This window comes from Desulfosporosinus sp. FKB, from assembly GCF_002196705.1.
Classification (GTDB): domain Bacteria; phylum Bacillota; class Desulfitobacteriia; order Desulfitobacteriales; family Desulfitobacteriaceae; genus Desulfosporosinus.
In genome coordinates, this window is sequence record NZ_NADJ01000036.1 from 153698 (window position 1) to 176237 (window position 22540).

Genomic DNA, 22540 nt, shown 5'->3' on the forward strand with positions numbered 1-22540 from the left:
TTTATTTCACCCCTACTTCCTGAGGTTTATCTGTGCTTTTACGTAAATCCTCACGCATTTTTGCCAAAGCGTGTGCAATGGTTCCATCCATCACGCGGTCTCCGATTTGAATAAGAACTCCCCCAATGAGTTCTTCTCGTACTTCGCTGATTAGACGGACATCTTTCCCCGTCATACGGCCTATAGCCTTTTTGAGATCGTCGAATTGAGAAGCGCTTAAGGCAATGGCGCTAGCCACTTTTGCTTCCACAACTCTTCGTGCCTCATCCGCCAACCGAGTAAACTCACGTTGAATGAACGGCAAGAGATTTTCTCTTTTGCGGTCAATCAAAAGATAAAGGAAATGACGGACAGTTTCGCTGAAGTCATCTCTGAGAATTTTTGCCATCACCGACTTCTTTTCGCTAAGCGAAATATGTGGGTGAAGCAGAACCTTTTTGACCTCATCATTTTCCTCAACTAATTGAGTAAGTTCACGTAAGTCGGCATCAATTGAATCAAGGGATGTCTCCGAGGCAATTTCAAACAAGGCTTGAGAGTATCTGCGAGCAAGTGATCCATTTATCATTGCATTTCCCCTACTTCTTGAATGAATTGTTCAATGAGATCCCCTTGACCTTTCAGATCAAGCTTTTGACGAATAATCTTTTCAGCCACTAGAACTGACAGATCCGCAACTTGTGCCTTAACTTCAGAAATTGCGCGGTCCCGTTCTCTTTCAATATCTACAAGGGCAGATTTCTTGATTTTTTCAGCTTCCTCGTGGGATTCAGCCAAGATTTCAGCGGCACGTTGTTCACTCACCTTTGTGGCCTTGGCAATCACCTCTTGAGCTTCCTGACGAGCTTTACGCATTTCTTCTTGGTATTCACGTTTTATTTGTTCAGCCTGTAATCGTTCATTTTCCGCCTGGGACAGCATGGATTCAATATGAGTCCGCCGTTCTTCCATTACTTTCATTAACGGGCCCCATGCTTTCGCCTTCAGCAGCCAAACGAGCAGCAGGAATGATATAATTGTAGCTACTAATGTCCAGTCGAATTGAATAGGATTCCCACCCAATGGTCTACCCCCCTCTCGAGTCTGATTGTCGTCGGGATGATTTTTTTCAAGGGGGAACTTACGTCCCCCCTTGATTAAGATAGGCGCAATCCGTTTAGCCCATCATTCGAACTTACTTCACTGTAAACATCAACAACAGTCCAACGACCCAGCTAAGGAGTGGCAGAGCCTCAACCAAGCCTACACCGATAAACATGGTTGATTGTAATGTCGCTTTAGCCTCTGGTTGACGAGCGATACCCTCAATCGTTTTGCTAATAACATTACCATTACCGAGTGATGCTCCAAAGGCCGCTAAACCAGCAGCGATCCCTGCACCGAGTGCAGCTGCAGCATGCGCATCCATTAAATTTCCTCCCTTCTTAATTTCCAAAAATTATTAAAAATTATTCCCTCAGTGAACTTCAAAACTTCACTGAAAACTAACCCAAGAATGGTGACAAAAACGGTTAAATTAGTGCTCAGAGGGCGTAACCGCCTGAGATATATACGCGGTAGTCAGTACCGTGAATACATATGCCTGGATGGCACCGATAAAGATACTAAAGGCCAGCCAAACAACCTGCGGCAATACTCCTGGAAGAACACTAATTCCTGGAAGCATCCAAATAACCTTGACAAGAATCTCACCAGCGAAGATATTTCCAAATAGACGAAAGGCGAGCGTCAATGGCTTAGCCAATAAGTCAATAAGGTGAATAATCGCAAATACCGGATTGGGTTCTACAAAATGATGGAAATAGTGCGCCCCTTTAGTCTTAATGCCCAGGCTTACTACTAAGATAATTGTTAATAATGCTAAAGCCATGGTAACATTAATATCTGAAGTGGGTGCCGCTGAAAAATACTCTTGACGTGCAAAAATCTCATTTAAATGGGCAAAGTCTATGTGAAAATTCTCGAAAAGGCCAAATGTTAGGTTTGGGATCACACTGACCATATTAGAAAAGAAAACAAACATAATCAACGTCAATAAATAACCTAAGAGCGGGCGTCCTTGTTCGTAGTTCATATTATCGGATACCAGGGTCTTAACAAAGTCGACAATCCATTCCATAACGTTTTGCATTTTACCTGGCTTGCCGCTTGTTAAATTACGAACCCCTATTAAGCAAAAAATTAAAATAGCAGCCATTACCAGCCAAGTGTTAATTAATGTCCTTGCGTGAAAGGTCATGTTTCCCAAGTGCCATAATACGGTTTCGTCAGCCATTCTTTTCCTCCCCCCTTTCTAAACGATTTCTTTGTATTGCAACGGTGATAAAAGAAATTATCAACCCCACAGCAATCCCCAATGCTAAACCCGGAAGCCAGCCTCTTTGGAAACGTCCCACAGCGGCGACAATTAAGGTAACTACTCCTAACCGGGAAAAAAAATTTCGGCGCACGTGTTTTATTGCGTTATGTATATCCAGCTCTGAACTGATTAGCGTATCACGGTGGACCCAAATAGTATAACCAAAACCGGTCCAATACCCTACTAAACTTCCCAAAAAACCTTGATAACCTGTAACTGCAAATCCCAGCAATAAACATGCTGTTACGCCCCAGAAGGCAACGCGGCTACTTCTCATCGGCCATCCACTCTTTTAATGTAATTACAAGATAGCTCGCTCCAAATGCCAGCCCAACCAACATCAGGCCAATGGTGAATAAAGGCTGCGTTCCCCAACGAGCATCCAGATATCGCCCCAAGAAAAATCCCCCACCGACGAGTCCCGCCAATATGGACGCAATACTTGAACCTATTGCTAGTGCCTTTTGCCATCCTATAAGACTACTCGCCATATTCCCTCGTCCTTTGCTATGTGCTAGTAAATACTTTCGCGTAACGAATGTAAAAATCCTTCCTTTTTATCCTCGATAGAAAGAGTATTCAAAAGATTATTTTTAATAATATCTTCTGCATTTTTATTCTGCGTTTTCCCTTTGTCCGTTATTTCTAAATCCTATTGTAACATACTATACCATAACTTTGTGCTTTTTTATACATAGTATATTTCTATTGCCGAATTCAATTTTTAATGATAATTTGCGCTATTCGTTCGGCGGCATGGCCATCTCCATACGGATTACTTGCCATTGCCATCTTTTGGTAAGCTTCGTCATCATAAAGCAAGCGTCTAAGCTCTGCTAACACGCAGTCATACCCCGTCCCAACAAGGGAAACTGTTCCAGCCTCCACTGCCTCAGGCCTTTCTGTCGTATCTCTGACGACTAACACCGGCTTACCGAGGGAAGGGGCTTCCTCTTGAATCCCTCCTGAATCTGTCAATATTAAATACGCCCGTGCCATCAGATTTACAAATGGTTCATAATCCATCGGTTCAATTAGAAAGACACGAGGGTGTTTTCCTAAGACTTCTTCGACAACATTGCGAACCTTTGGATTCTTATGAACCGGGAATACCACATAAGTATCCGGGAATAGTTCCAACATCTTGCTTAGGGCCTGGTATATTTGCCGCATCGGTTCACCAAGATTTTCCCGGCGATGAGTGGTAACCAAAATCATACGAGATGCATTACCTTGTTTAAGGATAGCTTGGATTTCGGGTTCCAGAAAAGAATAATCAGCTTTTACCGTCGCCAGCAAGGCATCAATCACAGTATTGCCAGTAACAAATACGTTTTCCGGCGCAACCCCTTCGCGCAGAAGATTTTCTCTTGCTCTTTCCGTGGGGGCAAAATGCAGATCTGTTAGGACTCCAGCCAGTCTGCGATTCATTTCTTCCGGATAGGGAGAATATTTATTCCCCGTACGCAATCCCGCTTCAACGTGCCCGATAGGTATTTGGGCATAGAAGGCAGCCAGGGCAGCTACAAAGGTGGTCGTTGTATCTCCGTGAACCAGTACAAGATCAGGTGATTCCTGCTGGAATACTTCCCGAAGTCCATTAAGAGCGCGTGTTGTTATATCTGTCAGAGTTTGACCTTGTTTCATAAGATTAAGATCAAAATCAGGAGTTAACTTAAACAATTCCAGAACCTGATCTAACATCTCGCGATGCTGGGCCGTCACGGTGATCTGACAGTGAATTGATTCTTGCTGCCTAAGGGCTTGGATGACAGGGGCCATCTTAATTGCCTCTGGGCGAGTGCCGAACACCACCATCACTTTTTTTCGTCTGATCACAGGCTTACTCCCTTCGATTGAGTCACCTCTCAATTGAGATGGAGAGGTGACCAAACTATCACAATTTTGGGATGTCTTCCTCAACGTGAATCAACTGAAGTCCTGCTTCTTTAGCCATGTCCAAGGACAGTTGATCCGGATAGGGATTATGATAGAAAACACGTATAATCCCGACATTAATAAGCAATTTCATGCAGAGCACACAGGGCTGATGGGTCACATAAAGATCCGCCCCTGATATTGCCACTCCATGCTTGGCTGCCTGTACTAAAGCATTTTGTTCCGCATGCACAGCACGGCAGATCTCTTGGCGCTCCCCTGAAGGAACGCCTAAGCTCTGCCGCAGACACCCAATTTGTTCACAATGTTGGAGTCCCGAAGGACTCCCATTATAGCCTGTCGTTAAGATTTGTTTATCCTTAACAATTACAGCTCCAACTTGACGCCGCAGACAGGTAGAACGACCTGCTACAACATGTGCCAACTGCATGAAATAACTATCCCAACTTGGGCGTCTTTCCCGCTTCATCATTTTGTCCCAAACAAGCGGTCCCCGGCATCACCGAGCCCCGGGATTATATAGCCATGATCGTTTAGACGTTCATCAACAGCAGCAACAAAAATATCAACATCAGCATGTGCGCTTTGTACAGCTTTTATACCTTCCGGTGCTGCAATGAGACACATCAATTTTATATTTTTAGCCCCACGATCTTTTAAAAATGTAATGGCAGCAGAGGCTGAGCCTCCTGTTGCCAGCATGGGATCGATAACAATCAGATCCCGCTCGGCAATATCGCTGGGCAGTTTGCAATAGTACTCTACCGGAGAGAGAGTCTCCGGGTCCCGATACAAGCCTACATGTCCAACCTTTGCCGCAGGAATCAGCCGCAGCATGCCGTCAACCATACCTAACCCCGCTCGAAGAATAGGAACTAACCCAACTTTTCGACCAGCAATTACTTTGGTTCTAGCCAAACCTACCGGGGTTTGAACTTCGACTTCTTGAAGGGGAAAATCCCGGGTTACCTCATAAGCCATCAACATTGCGACTTCCTCTACGAGCTCCCGAAATTCTTTGGAACCTGTTTTTTCATCGCGAATCAAGGATAACTTATGTTGAATGAGAGGGTGGTCAAGAACTTGAAGTTTTGCCATATTATGGTCTCAACTCCTAATTTAAATTAGCGTATAGGGGATATTCAGCACATAGGGCGCTGACAATTCCCCGCGCCTTCGCTAGTTTATCAGGTTCATGGTGAGAGGTCAAGGCAAGGTCAATGGCTTCGGCAATTTGCACCATAGCCTGAGGATTCATCCCCCGAGTAGTAACGGCAGGCGTGCCAATACGAATGCCGCTGGTAACAAAAGGACTTTCCGTTTCAAAAGGAATAGTGTTTTTATTGACAGTAATCCCGACTTCGTGGAGAATATGTTCGGCTTCTTTTCCTGTCAGCCCTTTCGTCTTTACATCCACAAGCATAAGATGATTGTCCGTTCCTCCGGAAACGAGCCGGAACCCTTTTTCTACAAGGCTCTGGGCCAGTGCTTGAGCGTTTTCCACAATTCGTTTTTGATACTCTTTAAATTCCGGCTGCAGAGCTTCGCCAAAGGCAACCGCTTTGGCAGCGATGACATGCATCAGAGGTCCTCCCTGAATCCCTGGGAAGATGGCTTTGTCAATAGCCTGGGCATATTCTTGCTTACAGAGTATTAATCCTCCCCGCGGTCCCCTTAAAGTCTTATGTGTAGTTGACGTCACAAAGTGAGCATAGGGTACTGGAGATGGATGAAGACCTGCCGCCACCAAACCGGCGAAATGTGCCATATCAACCATAAATAAAGAATTTGCTTCATCGGCTATTTCCCGCATTTTAGCAAAATCAATAATCCGTGGATAGGCACTGGCTCCGGCAACAATTAATTTTGGCTTATGCTCAAGTGCCAATTTGCGTACCATTTCATAATCAATGCGTTCTGTTTCCTTATCGACTCCATAAGAGACAAAGTTAAAATAAGTTCCGGAGATATTCACTTGACTGCCGTGGGTTAAATGCCCTCCATGAGATAAATTCATTCCTAATACAGTATCCCCGGGTTTTAACATCGCGAAATATACTGCCATATTGGCTTGAGATCCTGAATGTGGCTGAACATTGGCATGTTCGGCTCCAAAGATTTTTTTAATCCGTTCCCGGGCCAAATTTTCTGCCACATCAACGTATTCGCATCCCCCATAGTAGCGTTTACCCGGATAACCTTCGGCATATTTGTTGGTTAAAACTGAACCTTGAGCCGCTAAGACAGCTCTGCTTACAAAGTTCTCAGAAGCAATAAGTTCAATGGTCTGCCTCTGTCGATTTTCCTCTTGTTCCATCGCTTCAGCGACTTCCGGATCCTGTGGTTTAACCCATTGATTAATATAATCCATGTTATTCGCTCCTATTCTGTAGTTTGGGTCTGAATTTCTTTGCTTTTTCTCAACTCACTCTAAGATTAATCGTATCTGGCCCTTGGCCCTCCGATAAGGCGCGGGCGAGTGCGGGCCAGGGTAAGATGAGCTTCACCTAATTCTTTAACGTGAATGCGGACAGGAATGACGACCGGGCGCAGGTGCATGCCGATGAAAGTATCTCCAACATCTATGCCGGCATGGCCTTGAATGGTTTCAACCATGACCGGTGACATGAAGGAATCCCAGGCTTTAACAGTCATAGCTCCTCCGGCATGGAGCGCAGGAAGTACTGTAACGATCTCTAAGCCATAATGTTCTGCGCAATCCTCTTCGACAACTAAAGCACGATTAATGTGTTCACATCCCTGAACAGCCAAATAAATCCCTTTCTGTCGAACTCGCTTCAACAAGGGCGGCAATAATATCTCAGCAACATCTAAACTGCTTCCTTGCCCTATTCGATGTCCAACGACCTCACTGGTGCTGCATCCCAGGACAAGAATCTGCTGAGAACGCAGCGTCACCTGCTGGAAGAAGCCGTCAAGAATTCCTTCCCACTCTTGCTTTAATTCTTGAAGTTTTTGCGAAGCATCGTTTTCCACGTACAAGGCCCCTCCTTCCACGGTCTAATATCAGACGTTCTTACCAAGTTCAAAGTCAGTAATCAAATTTATCCGCCGTTCATGTCTCCCCCCTGAAAACTCCGTTTTCAGAAAGATATCGACGATGTCAAGGGCCAGTCCTACACCCACAACTCTGCCGCCTAAAGCTAAAACATTGGCGTTATTATGTTCTCGAGCCATCCTTGCCGAAAAGGTTTCCGTACATACGACAGAGCGAATTCCCGGAAGTTTATTAGCGGCTATCGATATTCCCTGTCCCGTGCCGCACACCGCAATCCCCAAATCGGCTTCACCCTTTAGGATGGCATTACCTACTGCAAAACCATACATAGGATAATCTACTGAATCTGTCGAATGAGTTCCTACATCGAGAACCTTATATCCTTGTGACTCTAAATGCCCGCGAATGGCCTCCTTGAGTTCGTATCCGCCGTGGTCTGCTCCAAGAACAACTCTCACTTTAATTCCTCCATTTCTATGTAATCATTCAGTTCTACAAATACTTACAAAATCCCTGCAAACTATGAAAACTTGGCAATCCCAAAAAAAATAGCGACAACGTCGCTAGTGTAATCATCTTCATTTCATCTTATGCCTTATCTGTCATTTCTCAATATCCTCAGCAAGATGTTCTTTGAGAAAATGCAATAACTCCTCAATTTCTGAAGCAGCCTGCCGATACTCGTCAACTGAACCCATCCAAGGATCGCGAATATCTCGTCCCCGCTCTCCCCATCCGCCTAAACAGCGAATTTTAGAGGCGAATTCAGGAAAACGATATTTGAGGCGTTCTTCCTGAGCTTGTGTCATTGGAATAATCCAATCCGCCTGGCTCATTAGTTCTGAGCTGATTCTCCTTGCCCGGTGATCGGAAAGATCCAAATTCTTTTCTTTAAGAACTTCCAAGGCCTGAAGGCTTGCCTTCTCACCTTCCCAAGCTTCTATTCCGGCCGAAGTGACTTGAACCTCTTTGCCAAAAAGCTGCCGGGCCAGCCTTTCTGCCATCGGACTTCGGCAGGTATTACCCGTGCATATAAACAGCAGTTTTAACGCCATAACTACACCCCATCAGAATAGTAATTTCAGGCCAATTAAAAACAAAGCGACGCCACCCAATAATTCTGCCTTATCGCCCAAACGTGTACCGATTACGCGTCCTAAGAGCAAACCCATTCCTGTCATCAATCCTGCAATAAACCCCATTGCTATAACGCTGATCAAGATATTGAAGCCAAAAGTCCCCAGAGAAAAGCCTACGCTCAAAGCATCCAGGCTGACACTAGCCGCCAAGACATAGAGGCCCCATCCCTTATAGGAAATGTCCATAAACAGCTTTTTCTGCAGCAAGGCTGTCTTAGCCTCCGCAAAGGAAAATCGTTCTGTCGTAGGATGGTATACTTTATAAAATATATGCCCCCCCAAACCTATCAATATCAAAGCCCCAATCCAACTTGCCAATTGTCCTAAAATAGCTCCTAAAGCCTGACCTAAGACCATTCCGCCTAAAGGCATCAGCACATGGAAAGCTGCTACGACTAAGATAAATTTCAACATTAAGCCTTTCCTAATTCCGGACAAGCCAATCGCCAATGATAAGGAGAATGCATCTGTGCCTAAAGCAATTGCTACGGCAACAATCCACGCTAAATTCAATACCCTTCCCTCCGTTCTCCCTATGTATATGCGCAGGGAAGGGTCTCTTAGACGCGAGGTTAAATCCTATATAAATTCTACTCTTTGCCCGGCCGCTTTCTGCAAGCGGTTCATAATTGCACTTCCTAAACCAGCCTCTTCGATTCCTTCTGCTAAAATTAAATCCATGCCTCTTTCATCACAAACCCGGAGTCCTTCAAACAAGCTCGCAGCAATTTCTTCAGGCCGATTTTGGGAGCCCAATACAAAAAGAAGATCCGGAAGAAGATGGTGTAAAAACGGAGCGCTTTCCAGAGTGCAAAGGATCCCGACCTTTTTTAAGCGCGCATGGCCACGCTGGATTTCCAATCCCATGCGCTGTACAACGCGTTGTGAAGAGCCCACCAATAAAATCATTTCACCCTGAGGAGCATAGTGACGATACTTCATTCCCGGCGCTTTAGGAGCTTGGTTCTCATGGGGAACATCGATCTGAACCTCTCCCAGAACTTCTTCTAATTTTTCCTTAGTGATTCCGCCTGGGCGCAAAATCGTAGGCACCTTCCCGCTTAAATCAAGTACTGTCGATTCCAGCCCCACCGGACATGCCCCGGCATCAAGAATCAAGGGAATTTTCCCCTTCATATCACGCCATACATGGCTGCCGTTAGTGGGACTAGGCTTTCCCGATAGATTGGCGCTTGGTGCCGCGATAGGAAGACCTGATTCTTCGATTAAACGCAAGGCAACAGGATGGCTCGGCATCCTGAGAGCTATGTTAGGCAATCCAGCCGTGACGTTATCCGGTATCAGCGGCTTCTTTTTAAGTACCAACGTTAATGGTCCAGGCCAAAAATGATGAGCACATAGTTCCGCTTCGGCTGACCACCCGTCCACATACCGGTCGGCCATGGCCCGATTACAAACATGGACGATCAGAGGGTTGTCCTGGGGTCTGCCTTTGGCTGCAAAAATTTTAGCACATGCAGAAGAACTAAGGGCATTAGCCCCCAAGCCATAAACCGTTTCTGTCGGAAATGCCACAAGTTCTCCTGCCCGAAGCCAATTCGCCCCTTCAGAAATTAATTCAGGTTCTGGAGATACTCCATCAATATATACTCGTTTTGTCTGCACCGATGCTCACCTCGCTAAGATCACCCGGTCTCGGCCTGCCAAATCCGGGAACACTTGAGTCATAAAACCCTTCTTTTGAAAAATGCCGCAAACGGCTTCTCCCTGATCCCAACCAATTTCCAATAAAATTTTCCCTTCCGGCTTTAAGAGCGTTCTCGCCTCTTCCGCCAGTCGGCGATAAAAATCCAAACCATCTTGTCCGCCTAAAAAAGCCATGAAAGGCTCACGAAATATCTCAGGAGCACACTGAACGTAGTCAGCCATAGCCACATAGGGAGGATTAGAGATAATCCAATCCCACCATTCCCCCCTAATGGGAGCTGCGAAATCGCCTTCCCGCCAGTTCACCGGAACTCCTAAATTGCCAGCATTCACGCGAGCCACCTCGAGAGCGTCTGAGGAAAGATCAGAGCCCACAACTTCAGCCTTTGGATAATAATAGGCCAGGGAAATGGCAAGAACTCCACTTCCCGTACAAAGATCGGCCACCTTTATCCTTTCTCGCCCTTGCTTTTCTTCCTGTCGAACTAATTCCAGCCAGGTCTCAACTAATGTCTCACTATCTGAACGGGGTATAAGCACCCGCTCATCGACATAAAAAGGAAGCCCCATAAACTCCTGGGATTTTAGAATATACTGAAGCGGTTCATGCCCTGAACGCCGGACAACCCATTGTTTAAAAGCATTTTCTTCGTCACTGCTTAATTCCCGATCCCGCTCAAAATAAAGTTTGTCTCTTGAAACTTTGAGAACTTCAGCAAGCAGCATATCTGCATCAAAGCGGGCGTTATCAATCTTCTTATCCAGAAGCTGCGCCTCACCCCAGCGCATCCCTTCCAGTACGTTCAAAGCCAAATTAACCTCCTGAATCAATGTCTCCTAAGCTATCTCGTTCTTCAATCGCTCGGCTTGATCCGACGTGATTAAGGCTTGGATGATTTCTTCCATGTCTCCCGCCAGAATGGTCTCGAGACGATGAAGTGTTAGTCCTATACGATGGTCAGTTACCCTTCCCTGAGGAAAATTATAGGTCCGTATACGCTCACTCCGGTCCCCCGTGCCAACTTGGCTTCGGCGTTCGGAAGCTTGTTCGCCTATAGCCTCTTCTTGAGCTTTTTCTAAAATACGTGCACGCAAAACACGCAAAGCCTTCTCTTTGTTTTTCAGTTGAGATTTCTCATCCTGACACGTTGCAATTATTCCTGTCGGCAAATGCGTAATTCTTACAGCTGATTGGGTAGTATTTACACATTGGCCTCCCGGCCCGCTCGAACAGAAAATATCTATTCTCAAATCATTGGGATTGATGGAAACTTCCACTTCCTCCGCTTCAGGCAGGACTGCAACAGTAGCCGTTGAGGTATGAATTCTTCCCCCTGATTCTGTAGTTGGAATCCGTTGAACCCGATGGACACCACTTTCAAACTTCAGCTTACTGTAAGCCCCATAACCTTCAACAATAAAAATTATTTCTTTATATCCGCCAATATCAGTGTAACTGGCACTCAGGACTTCTGTCCTCCAGCTCTGTTCCTCAGCATAACGAGTATACATCTTATAGAGATCCCCCGCAAACAGAGCTGCCTCTTCGCCGCCGGCTCCTGCCCGAATTTCCATGATGACATTTTTTTCATCATTAGGATCTTTGGGTAAAAGTAAGATTTTCATAGACTCTTCAATATTCCGAGACCGGCTTGCCAAGTCGTCCCGCTCTTGTTCGGCCATCTCCAGCATTTCCGGATCAAGCTTTTCTTGCAGAAGCTTCTCTGTTTCTTCCAGTTGGTGTTTCACCTCTTGGTATTCGCGAAAAGCTGTAACAAGATTTGTCATGCCTGCTTGAGTTTTAGCATATTTTTGCCATTCTGTCTGATTAGAAATAATCTCAGGATCGCTTAGAAGCTCTGTAAGCTCATCATATTTACGTTCTATTTCATAAAGTTTCTCTAGCATTATTCACACCCCAAAAAATTAGGTTAGTTCTTGACCCGAATCCAAAACACCCTTCAAGGCAGCTAAAGCAACTTCAAGCTGCGAATCATCCGGTTCACGTGTTGTTAATTTCTGCAGCAACAAGCCTGGAACAATAAGCCAGCGAAACCATGGTGATTCCAAATGCCGTGCGGAGAATTTCAGGATCTCATAAGCAAGGCCGGCTACTAACGGCATCAGTAATACACGAGATACAATACGCCACCATAAAGGATGTAAACCGACAAAGGCGAAAACGAAGATGCTCACCACAACTACAATTAACAAAAAACTTGTTCCGCAGCGTGGGTGGAGTCTGGAAAAGGAACGTGCATTTTCTACAGTTAAGTCTTTTCCAGCTTCATAAGTGAAAATTGCCTTATGCTCAGCGCCATGGTACTGGAATACCCTCTGAACATCCTTTAGCCGTGAAATAATCACAATGTAGATAAAAAATACCGTTAAACGTATCGCTCCCTCTAAAAGATTTTGCCAGAGAGTCCCTGTCACGCTTTTTTGAAACAAATGCGCCACCCCGGTGGGCAAACCAACAAAAAACAATAAACCTAAACCAAAGGCCAAGCCAATGGTTAAAGCCAATTCCCAGAAACCAAGTTCTTCGCTCTCTTCACCGTCTTCTTCTCCGAGCGAACGATTAGCCGAAAATGTTAAGGCCCGTGTCCCAACGATTAAAGAATCTATCAGTGCCACAAACCCACGAATCAATGGCAATTTCAAAATTGGTTTTTTGGCCCAAGGATGGATTTCGATACAGGTTACCTCGATTTCACCGTTAGGAAGCCTGACCGCAATAGCACTTTCCCGCGGACCGCGCATCATAACCCCTTCTATGACGGCCTGACCGCCATATTGGACTGGTCTATCCATCCACCGCTCTCCTTACGTTTATTTTTCTTAAGGGCATAATAAATTATGCTTCTCAAAAGCAACACGTGCCACCCTCATGATGCCGAAGCTATAAAGAAAACTCGGCTTTGTGCCGAGCATATGCCGCGAAGAGCAGAGCTTGCGCTCTGCTCTTCCTTCAGCAACGACCGCAGGCCGTTGTTTACATCCCATATTTCTTCTTAAAGCGATCAACCCGTCCGCCAGCATCGACAAAACGCTGTACCCCGGTGTAAAAGGGATGGCATTTCGAACAAATTTCCACTTTGATATCCTTTTTAGTACTCGCTGTATGAATAACCTCGCCGCAAGCACATGTCACCGTGGTCTGTTCGTATTTCGGGTGAATTTTTTCTTTCATATCTTCACCTTCTTTCCCATTTGGATCGAGGCGCTTTTTTGTCGCACCCGTTGATGACACGATTCCAGTCAACTCTTACTATTTTAGCACAAAAACTATTCTATGGTCAAGATCTTAGTTATCCAGTCTTTTATTACAACGTAAATGTTGTAAACCTCAAGAGACTTAATCAGGTCAAGGCAAAAAGTTTTTGGGATTAACAGCTTTGCCATCCATCCGAATCTCAAAATGCAGATGAGGCCCTGTTGAGTTTCCGGTGTTCCCGGAAAGAGATATAGTCTCCCCTTTCTGAACATTATCTCCAGTTTTAACTAAGATTTTACTGTTATGTCCATAAAGTGTCTCAACACCGTCTTCATGCTTCACAACCACTGCCAAACCGTAAACTCCGTACCAACCTGTCTTTATCACTTCACCCGAACCAGCCGCTTTAATAGGAGTGCCGATGGAGGCAGCAATATCCAGACCATGATGAAAATCTCCATCATCGCGAGGACCATATCCCGAGGTTACCAGTCCATTTGTCGGCCATATATAGGATATGTCCTTTCCCCTTGAAAGTTTTTTGGCACTCTTAAAATTATCATTCAAAGTTATACTCAAGCAGTTTCCTGATAATTCAGCAGGATTCTGTTTCGTTAGTGCCGAAACTGTCGTCTGATACCTTTCGGCAAGATCCTTCATCTCCGCCTTGGATTCCAGACTGAAAACCGAATAGCAAACGATATGGTCTGAGGCTGCCTGAGCATTGACAGGCGAAGCCTCCAGGAAAAGACCACTGAGACCCATGAAGAAAGCGACGCTTCCTGTAACTATTGCAATGCGCCGCTTTCCTTCATCTTGAAAACAATCCATGGAAACGGAACCACCTCGAAGCGCAATTATTTACCAGACACACCGAGGTATCTTACCCATGATTGAGATTAATTATACTGGAGCATCAAGACAACCTTTCATAGCATATTGCGGCTTCTTATCAAAACGATGCCGGGCTTCAATAAAGCGAACAGTTCCTGACTTTCCTCGAATTACAACAGTATGGGTTAAGGCTCCTTTTGAGGTAAAGGTTACCCCCCGCAAAAGAGCACCTTCTGTAATTCCCGTTGCTGCAAAAAAGACATCGTCACTGCTTACTAAATCATCCATGGTCAATAACTTATTGACATCTTTAATTCCTAAAGCCTGGGCCCGAGCAACATCCACTTCATTTTCCGGCCACAAGCGTCCTTGCATCTCTCCCCCCATACAACGAAGAGCAGCTGCAGCAAGAACCCCTTCCGGTGCTCCGCCAACTCCCATCATCATATCTACTCCTGTATCTTCAAAGGCGCAGGCTACAGCAGGAGAAACATCTCCGTCTGTAATAAGACGAACTCTTGCACCGCAATTACGTACTTCCTGAATCAATTTATGATGGCGGGGACGATCCAAAATCACAACGGTCATATCACAGATACTTTTTCCCAATGCCTTAGCAACATTAGACACATTCTCCGCTACAGGTGCATCTAAATTAATTTTTCCTGCCGCTGCAGGACCGACTGCGATTTTGTCCATGTACATATCCGGTGCATGCAATAAACAACCTTTTTTGGCAATAGCCACAACAGCAATGGCTCCTGCTATCCCTTTGGCAACAATATTTGTGCCCTCCAAAGGGTCTACGGCAACATCTAATTCAGGGCTTTCGCCATTACCCACTCGCTCTCCAATATAGAGCATAGGGGCTTCATCCATTTCCCCTTCGCCGATAACCACCGTTCCATCCATATGAATCGTATCAAATACTGCACGCATCGCTTCAACAGCTGCGTTGTCAGCAGCCTCTTTATCTCCTAATCCTACCCACCGCGCCGATGCCAGAGCCGCGGCTTCAGTTACCCGAGCAAATTCCATGGTAAGTTCACGTTCCAATTTAGAACAACCCCCTTCTATTTATCCTCATTATCTGTTTAGTTATTCACATTCGAGGATTGATACACGTTCAAAAACTCCCAAATATGTATCACATTTCTTCTCTTCCGTTTTATTGTGACATACTTTTAGGGGCTTTTCAACCACTACATACTAGAAGATTAAGCCTATTTTTTACAAAAATGTTGGCATCAGCCAATCCTTTCTCAGATTAGCTGATGCCAGTTAACCATTCGTAGTTGAAAAAATATCAAATAAATCCCAATCATTGGGTTATGATTTTAACGTTTTCCAATCTGCCAGGAACTTGTCAATCCCTGCATCCGTCAAGGGATGCCGGAATAGTTGCCGCAAAACGGAAAAAGGCACGGTTGCATAATCAGCACCTAACTTTGCCGCTTCAGTAACATGAACAGGATTACGAATACTGGCGGCAATAACCTTGGCAGCAATATTATGAACTTGAAATATTTCACACAGATCAGCAACCAAGTTAAGCCCGTTTTCACCGATATCATCGAGACGCCCAAGAAAAGGACTTACATAAGCAGCTCCGGCTCTCGCTGCTAATAAAGCCTGGTTTGCAGAAAAAATAAGTGTAACGTTCGTTTTAATGTTCTCAGAGCTCAGAGTTTTAACAGTTTTAAGGCCTTCCTCGGTCATAGGTATTTTCACGACAATATTAGGATGGATTCCTGCGAGATCGCGAGCTTCCCGAAGCATACCCTCGTAATCAAGGGCGATAACCTCAGCGCTAATGGGGCCATCGATAATTCCCGTAACCGTCTTAAGCAGTTCATGAAAATCTTTTCCTTCTTTGGCCACTAAACTCGGGTTAGTAGTGAGTCCGGCAATCACACCCATATCCCAAGCCTTCTTTATCTCTTCAAGATTCGCTGAATCTAAGAAAAATTGCATATCATCGCCTACTTTCCATGTTAAACTTTCCCTTTGCCGTTAACGACTTTTAGGCGCCTTATCTCATAACTGCCCAAGGAACTAGCGCCATTTTTCTTCCTCCTTATCTGTTTTCGAGAGGGGCTGACCACGTAAAGGACTATTAATTCTCCAAGTTTTATTTTCTTCTAAATACATCGAGTTTATCCCTTCAACTTGACGAACATTATCCGTGCTGTCTGCATAAATAACTCCCACAGCTTCACAGCAATCGCAATATAATTCGATTCGATCCGGCAATAACTCAAAGGATAATTGATGATTGCCGCAAGCGCAGCCCAAATCTCCTTGCTTGGCCAGAGCATGAAGATGATCCAAAATCCGAAGCATTACTTCCGGGTTTTCAAACTCCTCTTGATAGCCCAGCTCCACAGCCAATTCCCCAATGGATTTTTCGCGTTCATGACATGCCTGGGTAACTTTCTGCTTGGGACCAATATATCCTACGGAAGATTCTACGGCAGGACAGGTAAGAGGCAGGGCCTCTTTGCCCCAAATGGCACGCCGATTTAACCTTAAATAATGGGTCTGCCCACAGTAAGCACAAGCATAACTGATATTGAACTGCTGACGGTTCCGGCTGGCAACGGATACTAATTGTAAGCCACAACCACAATGCAGATTCTTACGTCCTTGTTGAGAAAATGCAAAGAGAGAGAGGGCATGAAATTCTAGCTCCCCGCATTGGGGACATTGAATTGCTATAGTCGTGTTTGTCGTTAGAATCATATTTCCCACCTCTTCCTACAGCTTATACTTCGTCATATAAAAAGATTTTCCTGCCATAGCCTCAATAAAAAGTATTAGGCGAGAGTACTCATACTCCCGCCTAAAATGCAATAAATAGTGTTAAAAATAAAAATTATTATAAATAAAGACCCAAACTAGTGAATAAAAAAATAAACTTTTCCCTTCTGAAAAAACAATTTAACCCTATTTCGCTTTACTCATACCATGAATTATATAGCCTTCAAGATTGCTCGAACACGCTCTCTCAATTCAAATAAATCGAAGGGCTTTCCCATATAGCAAAGAATCCCCAAGTCCTTTGCTTGTTCCATATTTTGGATATCACCATAGGCTGTCATCATAATAACTCCTACCTGGCGATTTAAGGCACGTATCTGTTCCAATGTTTCTAAACCGTTCATCCCGGGCATTTTCATATCCATTAAGATAAGATCAGGTCCAAAGGATTCAAACAAACGAAGGGCTTCTACTCCATTTGCAGCCATTTCAACCTCATGTTGATCCTCCCGAAAGGTCTCGAACAGCAGTCGCCTGACCCCGAGCTGATCATCGACAATAAGAATTTTAGCCACATGCTACATCCCTTTCCCGTCAAGTTTCTGTCATGGAGGAATATTCTGTATATAGCGGTAAAACTCCTTCTTTTATAACGCGTTTTGACAATATTTGTTCGCCTTGTCGATATATTCGCAGGGTTCGAGGGTTTGCCAAGGTACGTCGCAAGGGAAATTCCACCTCATCACCTAAAGCACATTTCAGGTTTCCAATGTCCAATACCGTCAACTGCATGCCGATTTTCCCGGCAATACGCACAGACTGACCTTTCAGCACCACCCGTTCCTGACCGAGAGTTATGCCAAATAAAGCTGCTAAATTCTTAATAATAATCTTAAAAAAGTCAATGATTCCTTGGGGCACAAAGTGAGGGGCCACTCCAAAGCCATCTGCGTACCCCACAGGAATGACGGCTAACTGCGTCTCTGCTTTTGTTCGATAAATGCTTTGATATCCCACGTATGTCCCTTTAGGAACTCTGCGCAATTGAACAATTTGACTTTTCGCCGTCCAAGGATCTTGCAGTTTAATGCTCCCGGCAAAACCTGCCCCAGGATAATGCCCAACCAACAAAGTCCCAATGCGCACGAAATTATGATGCCACTCAGGGTAATCTAAAAACGCCGCACTGTTACATACATGCTGCCAAAGCGGGTCAATTCCTAAGCCCTTCAGACGAGCCAAAGAATCCTGAAAGCGATTATACTGTTCTAAAGTATAGCGCTTGTCCCTTTGCGCGGCCCGGGCAAAATGAGTATAGGCGCCCGCAACCTGGATATGAGAAGCTGCAAGCAAAGCCCTTGCCAACGGTTCCAGTTCCGAAGGCCAAAATCCCGTTCGCCCCATACCTGTCTCTAACTTGAGATGAACCTTAACCTGCGGAAAGCCCTCCGTTTCCAGCTGCCTGCTCACTTCGTTCAAGTCATTAATCCAAGAAATTTCCGAAAGGGTCAAATGCAAATCCGCTTTAACAGCCTGATACCATTCTTCTTTAGTCGTCGGCCCTAATATTAAAATAATTCCCTTAATCCCTTGCTCCCGCAGAATCAATCCTTCTTCAACTTTCGTAACAGCAAAGGCTTCACATCCAGCCTGCTCTAAGGCTTGGGCCACTTCCGCCGCACCCAGGCCATAAGCATCTGCCTTAACAACAGCCATACATTTTGCCCCCGGTTGAAGCTGTTTGGTAATTTCGCGATAATTTGCCACGACAGCATCAAGATTGACCTCGATCCAAGTTCCCGTCATGTCATCATCCCCTCCGCGCTCGCCGCAGCTTGCTGATAATCCCTTTAACCACGTCAGAATAAATAGGCTCTAAATGATTCCACAAGAAATAGACAAAGGGACGATAAACCAAGTCCCATTCCCCAATAAATTCAGTATACTCACCATTAAAACCCTTTTTGAAACGATAAAGCCCATAGAGCGGATTATCTTCCGTCAAGTGTCCCGGAACCCCTCGAAAATCATAGAGCGTACATCCCAAAGATTTTACCCAGCGAATCATTTCCCATTGAATTAAGTAATTAGGCATAACATTGCGGTAGGAGTTAGACGATGCCCCATAAATATACCAAGCCTTATCCCCAATGACAAAAGCCAATGTTCCGGCAATAACCTTCCCTTCAAATTCTCCGACAAATAATTCTCCCAATCCCGCCGGAACTAAAGAATCATAAAGATCTTCAAAATAAGAATAAGCACGTACCAAAAATTGGTCGCGCTCGGTTGTCTCTTTTAAAACACGATAAAACTCCGGCAAATCCTCTCGTGTTCCCCGCCGAATCTGAACTCCCTTTTTCTGAGCCAGGCGAATATTGTAGCGCGTTTTTTGCTGCATATTAGCTAATAACGCCTCCTCATCAGGAGAAATATCTAAGCGAAAAACATATTTCGGCTGAACTCCTTCAAACCCCTTCCCAGTCTCAGCAGACCTGAACCCGCGAGCCACTAAAAATTGCTCCAATTCCTTTTCTGAAGAAGGAACATCCGGATCAACTTTCAGAAAAACAGCCCCTCTTTTCTTGGCCAACTTACGAATCTCCGCCAATACAACGTCAAAAAGTGCGGTATTCTTCCAGTCTAATACCGGACCACGCGAAGCATAAAAAATAGGAATCCCCAGAACGGGAATCTTACGTTCCAAAATAGAAACTGCCGCAACAATTTCTCCCTCTTCCTCAACAACCAACCTCCATGGCGACCAGCCAGTATGGCTCTTAATCTCTCCCCATTCCCAGGACTGAAGCACATGTCCTTTTTGATGCTTGGCCAGAAACATATTAAAACGGGATTTTTCACCTTGATCAATCCAGCGTGCCGTATAAGCCATCCGTCAATCCCCCCTTTAATCATTCTTGCCAGGGTTACCTATAGCTAACCAAAGAAGCCTCTATTACACAGGAAGAGTCCATGCAATCCCCCTTAAGGCCTAGCAGAACTCTCCCAAGTTAAATCATAGTTTTCCTTCCAAAGAACAACCCAATCCGTCCCAAGACCAGGACGCAGTGTCACACGAGCGCGAAGTCTTTACGTAAGCAGAAAAGCAAACTCCGTGAAAGCGACCCCAGATACGGGGCAGCGCACAAGGATTTGTGTCAAGGGGACCGTCCCTCTAATGTGTCAAGGGGACCGTCCCTCTAACACGCCTCTAACACGTAAACGCCCCCTGTTTCAACTACCCTCATCCATTTCCCAAAACTGACGGCGCACATGAAATGTGCCGTCTCCCGAGCCTCCGGTCGGGCCTTAACGTCATCTGAGGAAATACTTAAAGTTCTCCAAAGAACAGCCCAATCGGCCCGAGACCAGGACGCAGTGTCACGCAAGCGCGAAGTCTTTACGTAAGCAGAAAAGCAAACTCCGTGAAAGCGACCCCAGATACGGGGCAGCGCACAAGGATTTGTGTCAAGGGGACCGTCCCCTTAACACGCACCCTTAACACGCAAGTACCCTCATCCATTTCCCAAAATTGACGGCGCACATGAAATGTGCCGTCTCCCGAGCCTCCGGTCGGGCCTTAACGTCATCTGAGGAAATACTTAAAGTTCTCCAAAGAACAGCCCAATCGGCCCGAGACCAGGACGCAGTGTCACGCAAGCGCGAAGTCTTTACGTAAGCAGAAAAGCAAACTCCGTGAAAGCGACCCCAGATACGGGGCAGCGCACAAGGATGTGCGCTGCCGCCATTGCGCCAAGGATGGCGCATATGGTGCGATAATCTCCGGTGGAGATTATCGCCGTAGGCGGGTTCTCCAAAAAATGCTATCGCCGGAGGATGTACCCCGCTCCCCAGAGAAAAAGCTTGAACGGTAGTTTGCTCTGCGTCGTATGACTGAGCGCTGTGTGACACAAGTCCCTACTTAAGCGCCGCCCTAATAAACTCCCTAAACAGCGGATGAGCCCGATTAGGACGAGACTTAAACTCCGGATGGAACTGAGACGCCACAAACCAAGGATGATCCGGATATTCCGTTATTTCAACAAGCCGTCCATCGAGGGACGTTCCCGAAAAACGCAGACCGGCAGCCTCTAACTCACCACGGAACTGATTGTTAACCTCATAACGATGACGATGCCTTTCATAGATCACCTGATCTTGATAAGCTCGAAAAGCCTCACTGCCCTCGACGAGCTTGGCAGGAGATATTCCCAGCCGCATTGTACCGCCCTTCTCCTCAACATCCTTTTGCTCAGGCAGAATGTCAATAACGGGATAGGGTGTATCGGTATCAAATTCCGTACTGTTGGCATTTGTCATTCCGCAAACATTGCGGGCAAACTCAATAATAGCCGTCTGCATGCCTAAACATATTCCCAAAAAGGGAATTTTTTGTTCTCGAGCATAACGGATTGCCTCAATTTTTCCCTCAATACCCCGATTCCCAAAACCGCCGGGAACGAGAATGCCATTAACCCCTTCAAGATACTTTTCCGCAGATTCTTCTTCGATATCCTCTGAATTTATCCAACGAATTTTTACCTTGGCGCCATGCTCCGTACCCGCTGAGCGCAAAGCCTCCGCAACACTCAAATAAGCATCAGGCAGTTCTACATATTTACCTACAATCGCGATCTCAGTCTCTAAGGTTGGAGATTTAATCCTTTCGACCATCTCTTTCCAAGCAGTCATATCGGCCGGAGGGGCCTTAATGCCTGAGCGACGAAGAACAATATCATCGAGGCCCTCTTTTTGCAGCATTAGAGGTACTTCATAGATCGTTGAAGCGTCTACACAAGGAATAATCCCCTCTTGCTCTACATCACAAAGTAAGGCCAATTTTTCTTTCATTTCTTTAGAAAGTTCTTTTTCTGTCCGGCAAATAATAATTGTTGGTTGAATCCCTATACCTCTCAGCTCTTTAACAGAGTGTTGAGTTGGCTTTGTTTTTAATTCGCCCGACATTGGTAAATAAGGGACTAGAGTAACGTGTATGTAAATCACATTCTCCAGGCCGATATCATTTTTCATCTGACGGATTGCCTCAAGAAAAGGCAAGGATTCAATATCCCCAACCGTTCCACCGATTTCAGTAATGACAAAGTCAGGATGACTTTCTCGAGCAACACGATAAACCCGTTCTTTAATTTCATTGGTGACATGGGGAATAACTTGAACGGTTCCTCCCAGATAATCCCCTTTACGCTCTTTGCGAAGAACGGACCAGTAAATCTTTCCTGTAGTAACATTACTGTTTTTCGATACCGGCACATCAATAAAGCGCTCATAATGACCTAAGTCTAAATCCGTCTCTGCTCCATCATCCGTAACAAAGACCTCACCATGTTGATAAGGGCTCATCGTTCCAGGATCAATATTGATATAAGGGTCAAACTTCTGAATAGCCACTTTTAAGCCTCTGTTTTTCAAAAGACAACCCAGGGACGCGGCTGTAATCCCCTTACCTAATGATGATACAACACCGCCCGTTACGAAAATAAATTTTGTCATGCGCTTTACCCTTTCCTTTCAGACCTTAAATAATTGACCGACTCAAACACATAAATAAAGCTAGTCTGCAAATGTACTAGCTTTACTTTATCCCTCAGAAAGACCTTATTGACATGAATACACCGAAGCCATGT

28 protein-coding genes are annotated in these 22540 nt (G+C 45.3%); all 28 read right to left on the minus strand.

Annotated features, from left to right (window positions below):
* Window position 1: 1 nt before the first annotated feature.
* Window positions 2-568 carry a F0F1 ATP synthase subunit delta gene (locus B5Y67_RS14655; protein ID WP_088227174.1) on the minus strand — a complete coding sequence of 189 codons (567 nt, stop codon included), beginning with the start codon at window positions 566-568 and terminating at the stop codon, window positions 2-4.
* The gene (gene atpF, locus B5Y67_RS14660; protein WP_047808903.1) at window positions 565-1062 is read right to left on the minus strand and encodes a F0F1 ATP synthase subunit B; all 498 of its coding nucleotides are present in this window, start codon (window positions 1060-1062) and stop codon (window positions 565-567) included. The genes B5Y67_RS14655 and atpF overlap by 4 nt, the downstream gene beginning before the upstream one ends.
* 112 nt (window positions 1063-1174) lie before the next feature.
* Window positions 1175-1408: a F0F1 ATP synthase subunit C gene (gene atpE, locus B5Y67_RS14665; protein WP_014829445.1), complete on the minus strand. Its 234-nt coding sequence runs from the start codon at window positions 1406-1408 to the stop codon at window positions 1175-1177.
* A 108-nt stretch (window positions 1409-1516) separates the two neighbouring features.
* Window positions 1517-2275, minus strand: a complete 759-nt coding sequence (atpB, locus tag B5Y67_RS14670) for a F0F1 ATP synthase subunit A (protein WP_088227175.1) — start codon at window positions 2273-2275, stop codon at window positions 1517-1519.
* A complete protein-coding gene (locus B5Y67_RS14675; protein WP_088227176.1) occupies window positions 2268-2636 on the minus strand; it encodes a hypothetical protein in 369 nt (122 codons plus the stop codon). The genes atpB and B5Y67_RS14675 overlap by 8 nt, the downstream gene beginning before the upstream one ends.
* Window positions 2626-2850 carry an AtpZ/AtpI family protein gene (locus B5Y67_RS14680; RefSeq protein ID WP_088227177.1) on the minus strand — a complete coding sequence of 75 codons (225 nt, stop codon included), beginning with the start codon at window positions 2848-2850 and terminating at the stop codon, window positions 2626-2628. Before B5Y67_RS14680 ends, B5Y67_RS14675 begins: the two co-directional genes overlap by 11 nt.
* 226 nt (window positions 2851-3076) lie before the next feature.
* On the minus strand, window positions 3077-4198 hold the full coding sequence (gene wecB, locus B5Y67_RS14685; protein WP_282432783.1) for a UDP-N-acetylglucosamine 2-epimerase (non-hydrolyzing): 1122 nt from the start codon (window positions 4196-4198) through the stop codon (window positions 3077-3079).
* Window positions 4199-4256: 58 nt separating this feature from the next.
* Entirely contained in the window at window positions 4257-4727 is a 471-nt protein-coding gene (locus B5Y67_RS14690) for a cytidine/deoxycytidylate deaminase family protein (RefSeq protein ID WP_088227178.1), read from the minus strand.
* Window positions 4727-5356 (minus strand): uracil phosphoribosyltransferase, encoded by a 630-nt coding sequence (upp, locus tag B5Y67_RS14695; RefSeq protein WP_088188717.1) that lies wholly within the window; start codon window positions 5354-5356, stop codon window positions 4727-4729. Before upp ends, B5Y67_RS14690 begins: the two co-directional genes overlap by 1 nt.
* A gap of 16 nt (window positions 5357-5372) precedes the next feature.
* Window positions 5373-6629 (minus strand): serine hydroxymethyltransferase, encoded by a 1257-nt coding sequence (gene glyA, locus B5Y67_RS14700; protein ID WP_088227179.1) that lies wholly within the window; start codon window positions 6627-6629, stop codon window positions 5373-5375.
* Between the two features lie 65 nt (window positions 6630-6694).
* On the minus strand, window positions 6695-7255 hold the full coding sequence (locus B5Y67_RS14705; RefSeq protein WP_088227180.1) for a TIGR01440 family protein: 561 nt from the start codon (window positions 7253-7255) through the stop codon (window positions 6695-6697).
* 30 nt (window positions 7256-7285) lie between these two features.
* The gene (gene rpiB, locus B5Y67_RS14710; protein ID WP_088227181.1) at window positions 7286-7735 is read right to left on the minus strand and encodes a ribose 5-phosphate isomerase B; all 450 of its coding nucleotides are present in this window, start codon (window positions 7733-7735) and stop codon (window positions 7286-7288) included.
* A gap of 144 nt (window positions 7736-7879) precedes the next feature.
* Complete coding sequence (locus B5Y67_RS14715; protein WP_088227182.1) at window positions 7880-8332, minus strand: low molecular weight protein arginine phosphatase; 453 nt, start codon at window positions 8330-8332, stop codon at window positions 7880-7882.
* A 12-nt stretch (window positions 8333-8344) separates the two neighbouring features.
* Complete coding sequence (locus B5Y67_RS14720) at window positions 8345-8929, minus strand: manganese efflux pump MntP family protein (protein WP_088227183.1); 585 nt, start codon at window positions 8927-8929, stop codon at window positions 8345-8347.
* A 66-nt stretch (window positions 8930-8995) separates the two neighbouring features.
* Complete coding sequence (locus tag B5Y67_RS14725) at window positions 8996-10042, minus strand: L-threonylcarbamoyladenylate synthase (RefSeq protein WP_088227184.1); 1047 nt, start codon at window positions 10040-10042, stop codon at window positions 8996-8998.
* Between the two features lie 6 nt (window positions 10043-10048).
* The gene (gene prmC / locus B5Y67_RS14730; RefSeq protein ID WP_088227256.1) at window positions 10049-10891 is read right to left on the minus strand and encodes a peptide chain release factor N(5)-glutamine methyltransferase; all 843 of its coding nucleotides are present in this window, start codon (window positions 10889-10891) and stop codon (window positions 10049-10051) included.
* A gap of 30 nt (window positions 10892-10921) precedes the next feature.
* Window positions 10922-11992: a peptide chain release factor 1 gene (gene prfA / locus B5Y67_RS14735; RefSeq protein ID WP_088227185.1), complete on the minus strand. Its 1071-nt coding sequence runs from the start codon at window positions 11990-11992 to the stop codon at window positions 10922-10924.
* Between the two features lie 18 nt (window positions 11993-12010).
* Complete coding sequence (locus B5Y67_RS14740) at window positions 12011-12898, minus strand: DUF1385 domain-containing protein (RefSeq protein ID WP_088227186.1); 888 nt, start codon at window positions 12896-12898, stop codon at window positions 12011-12013.
* Window positions 12899-13079: 181 nt separating this feature from the next.
* Window positions 13080-13277, minus strand: coding sequence for a 50S ribosomal protein L31 (gene rpmE, locus B5Y67_RS14745; protein ID WP_014829461.1), 198 nt, complete (start codon window positions 13275-13277; stop codon window positions 13080-13082).
* 174 nt (window positions 13278-13451) lie between these two features.
* On the minus strand, window positions 13452-14132 hold the full coding sequence (locus tag B5Y67_RS14750; protein ID WP_088227187.1) for a M23 family metallopeptidase: 681 nt from the start codon (window positions 14130-14132) through the stop codon (window positions 13452-13454).
* A gap of 72 nt (window positions 14133-14204) precedes the next feature.
* Window positions 14205-15191, minus strand: coding sequence for a class II fructose-bisphosphatase (gene glpX / locus B5Y67_RS14755; protein ID WP_088227188.1), 987 nt, complete (start codon window positions 15189-15191; stop codon window positions 14205-14207).
* Window positions 15192-15464: 273 nt separating this feature from the next.
* Window positions 15465-16109 carry a fructose-6-phosphate aldolase gene (gene fsa / locus B5Y67_RS14760; RefSeq protein WP_088227189.1) on the minus strand — a complete coding sequence of 215 codons (645 nt, stop codon included), beginning with the start codon at window positions 16107-16109 and terminating at the stop codon, window positions 15465-15467.
* Between the two features lie 81 nt (window positions 16110-16190).
* Window positions 16191-16877: a hypothetical protein gene (locus B5Y67_RS14765; RefSeq protein ID WP_088227190.1), complete on the minus strand. Its 687-nt coding sequence runs from the start codon at window positions 16875-16877 to the stop codon at window positions 16191-16193.
* 230 nt (window positions 16878-17107) lie between these two features.
* Window positions 17108-17470, minus strand: a complete 363-nt coding sequence (locus B5Y67_RS14770; protein ID WP_088227191.1) for a response regulator — start codon at window positions 17468-17470, stop codon at window positions 17108-17110.
* Between the two features lie 19 nt (window positions 17471-17489).
* Window positions 17490-18701 (minus strand): alanine racemase, encoded by a 1212-nt coding sequence (gene alr / locus B5Y67_RS14775; protein ID WP_088227192.1) that lies wholly within the window; start codon window positions 18699-18701, stop codon window positions 17490-17492.
* A gap of 4 nt (window positions 18702-18705) precedes the next feature.
* Window positions 18706-19788: a peptidoglycan bridge formation glycyltransferase FemA/FemB family protein gene (locus B5Y67_RS14780; protein WP_088227193.1), complete on the minus strand. Its 1083-nt coding sequence runs from the start codon at window positions 19786-19788 to the stop codon at window positions 18706-18708.
* A 605-nt stretch (window positions 19789-20393) separates the two neighbouring features.
* On the minus strand, window positions 20394-20807 hold the full coding sequence (locus B5Y67_RS25025) for a hypothetical protein (protein WP_140419104.1): 414 nt from the start codon (window positions 20805-20807) through the stop codon (window positions 20394-20396).
* Between the two features lie 6 nt (window positions 20808-20813).
* Complete coding sequence (locus B5Y67_RS14785) at window positions 20814-22406, minus strand: CTP synthase (RefSeq protein WP_088227194.1); 1593 nt, start codon at window positions 22404-22406, stop codon at window positions 20814-20816.
* Between the last annotated feature and the right edge of the window lie 134 nt (window positions 22407-22540).

Coding starts and splice junctions, on each gene's coding strand:
- glyA (WP_088227179.1), bottom strand. CDS start 6,629: ATGGATTATATTAATCAATGGGTTAAACCACAGGATCCGGAAGTCGCT.
- B5Y67_RS14740 (WP_088227186.1), bottom strand. CDS start 12,898: ATGGATAGACCAGTCCAATATGGCGGTCAGGCCGTCATAGAAGGGGTT.
- rpmE (WP_014829461.1), bottom strand. CDS start 13,277: ATGAAAGAAAAAATTCACCCGAAATACGAACAGACCACGGTGACATGT.
- B5Y67_RS14690 (WP_088227178.1), bottom strand. CDS start 4,727: ATGAAGCGGGAAAGACGCCCAAGTTGGGATAGTTATTTCATGCAGTTG.
- B5Y67_RS14675 (WP_088227176.1), bottom strand. CDS start 2,636: ATGAGAAGTAGCCGCGTTGCCTTCTGGGGCGTAACAGCATGTTTATTG.
- B5Y67_RS14780 (WP_088227193.1), bottom strand. CDS start 19,788: ATGGCTTATACGGCACGCTGGATTGATCAAGGTGAAAAATCCCGTTTT.
- B5Y67_RS14750 (WP_088227187.1), bottom strand. CDS start 14,132: ATGGATTGTTTTCAAGATGAAGGAAAGCGGCGCATTGCAATAGTTACA.
- alr (WP_088227192.1), bottom strand. CDS start 18,701: ATGACGGGAACTTGGATCGAGGTCAATCTTGATGCTGTCGTGGCAAAT.
- atpE (WP_014829445.1), bottom strand. CDS start 1,408: ATGGATGCGCATGCTGCAGCTGCACTCGGTGCAGGGATCGCTGCTGGT.
- fsa (WP_088227189.1), bottom strand. CDS start 16,109: ATGCAATTTTTCTTAGATTCAGCGAATCTTGAAGAGATAAAGAAGGCT.
- upp (WP_088188717.1), bottom strand. CDS start 5,356: ATGGCAAAACTTCAAGTTCTTGACCACCCTCTCATTCAACATAAGTTA.
- B5Y67_RS14680 (WP_088227177.1), bottom strand. CDS start 2,850: ATGGCGAGTAGTCTTATAGGATGGCAAAAGGCACTAGCAATAGGTTCA.
- atpB (WP_088227175.1), bottom strand. CDS start 2,275: ATGGCTGACGAAACCGTATTATGGCACTTGGGAAACATGACCTTTCAC.
- B5Y67_RS14765 (WP_088227190.1), bottom strand. CDS start 16,877: ATGATTCTAACGACAAACACGACTATAGCAATTCAATGTCCCCAATGC.
- B5Y67_RS14785 (WP_088227194.1), bottom strand. CDS start 22,406: ATGACAAAATTTATTTTCGTAACGGGCGGTGTTGTATCATCATTAGGT.
- B5Y67_RS14715 (WP_088227182.1), bottom strand. CDS start 8,332: ATGGCGTTAAAACTGCTGTTTATATGCACGGGTAATACCTGCCGAAGT.
- B5Y67_RS14655 (WP_088227174.1), bottom strand. CDS start 568: ATGATAAATGGATCACTTGCTCGCAGATACTCTCAAGCCTTGTTTGAA.
- prfA (WP_088227185.1), bottom strand. CDS start 11,992: ATGCTAGAGAAACTTTATGAAATAGAACGTAAATATGATGAGCTTACA.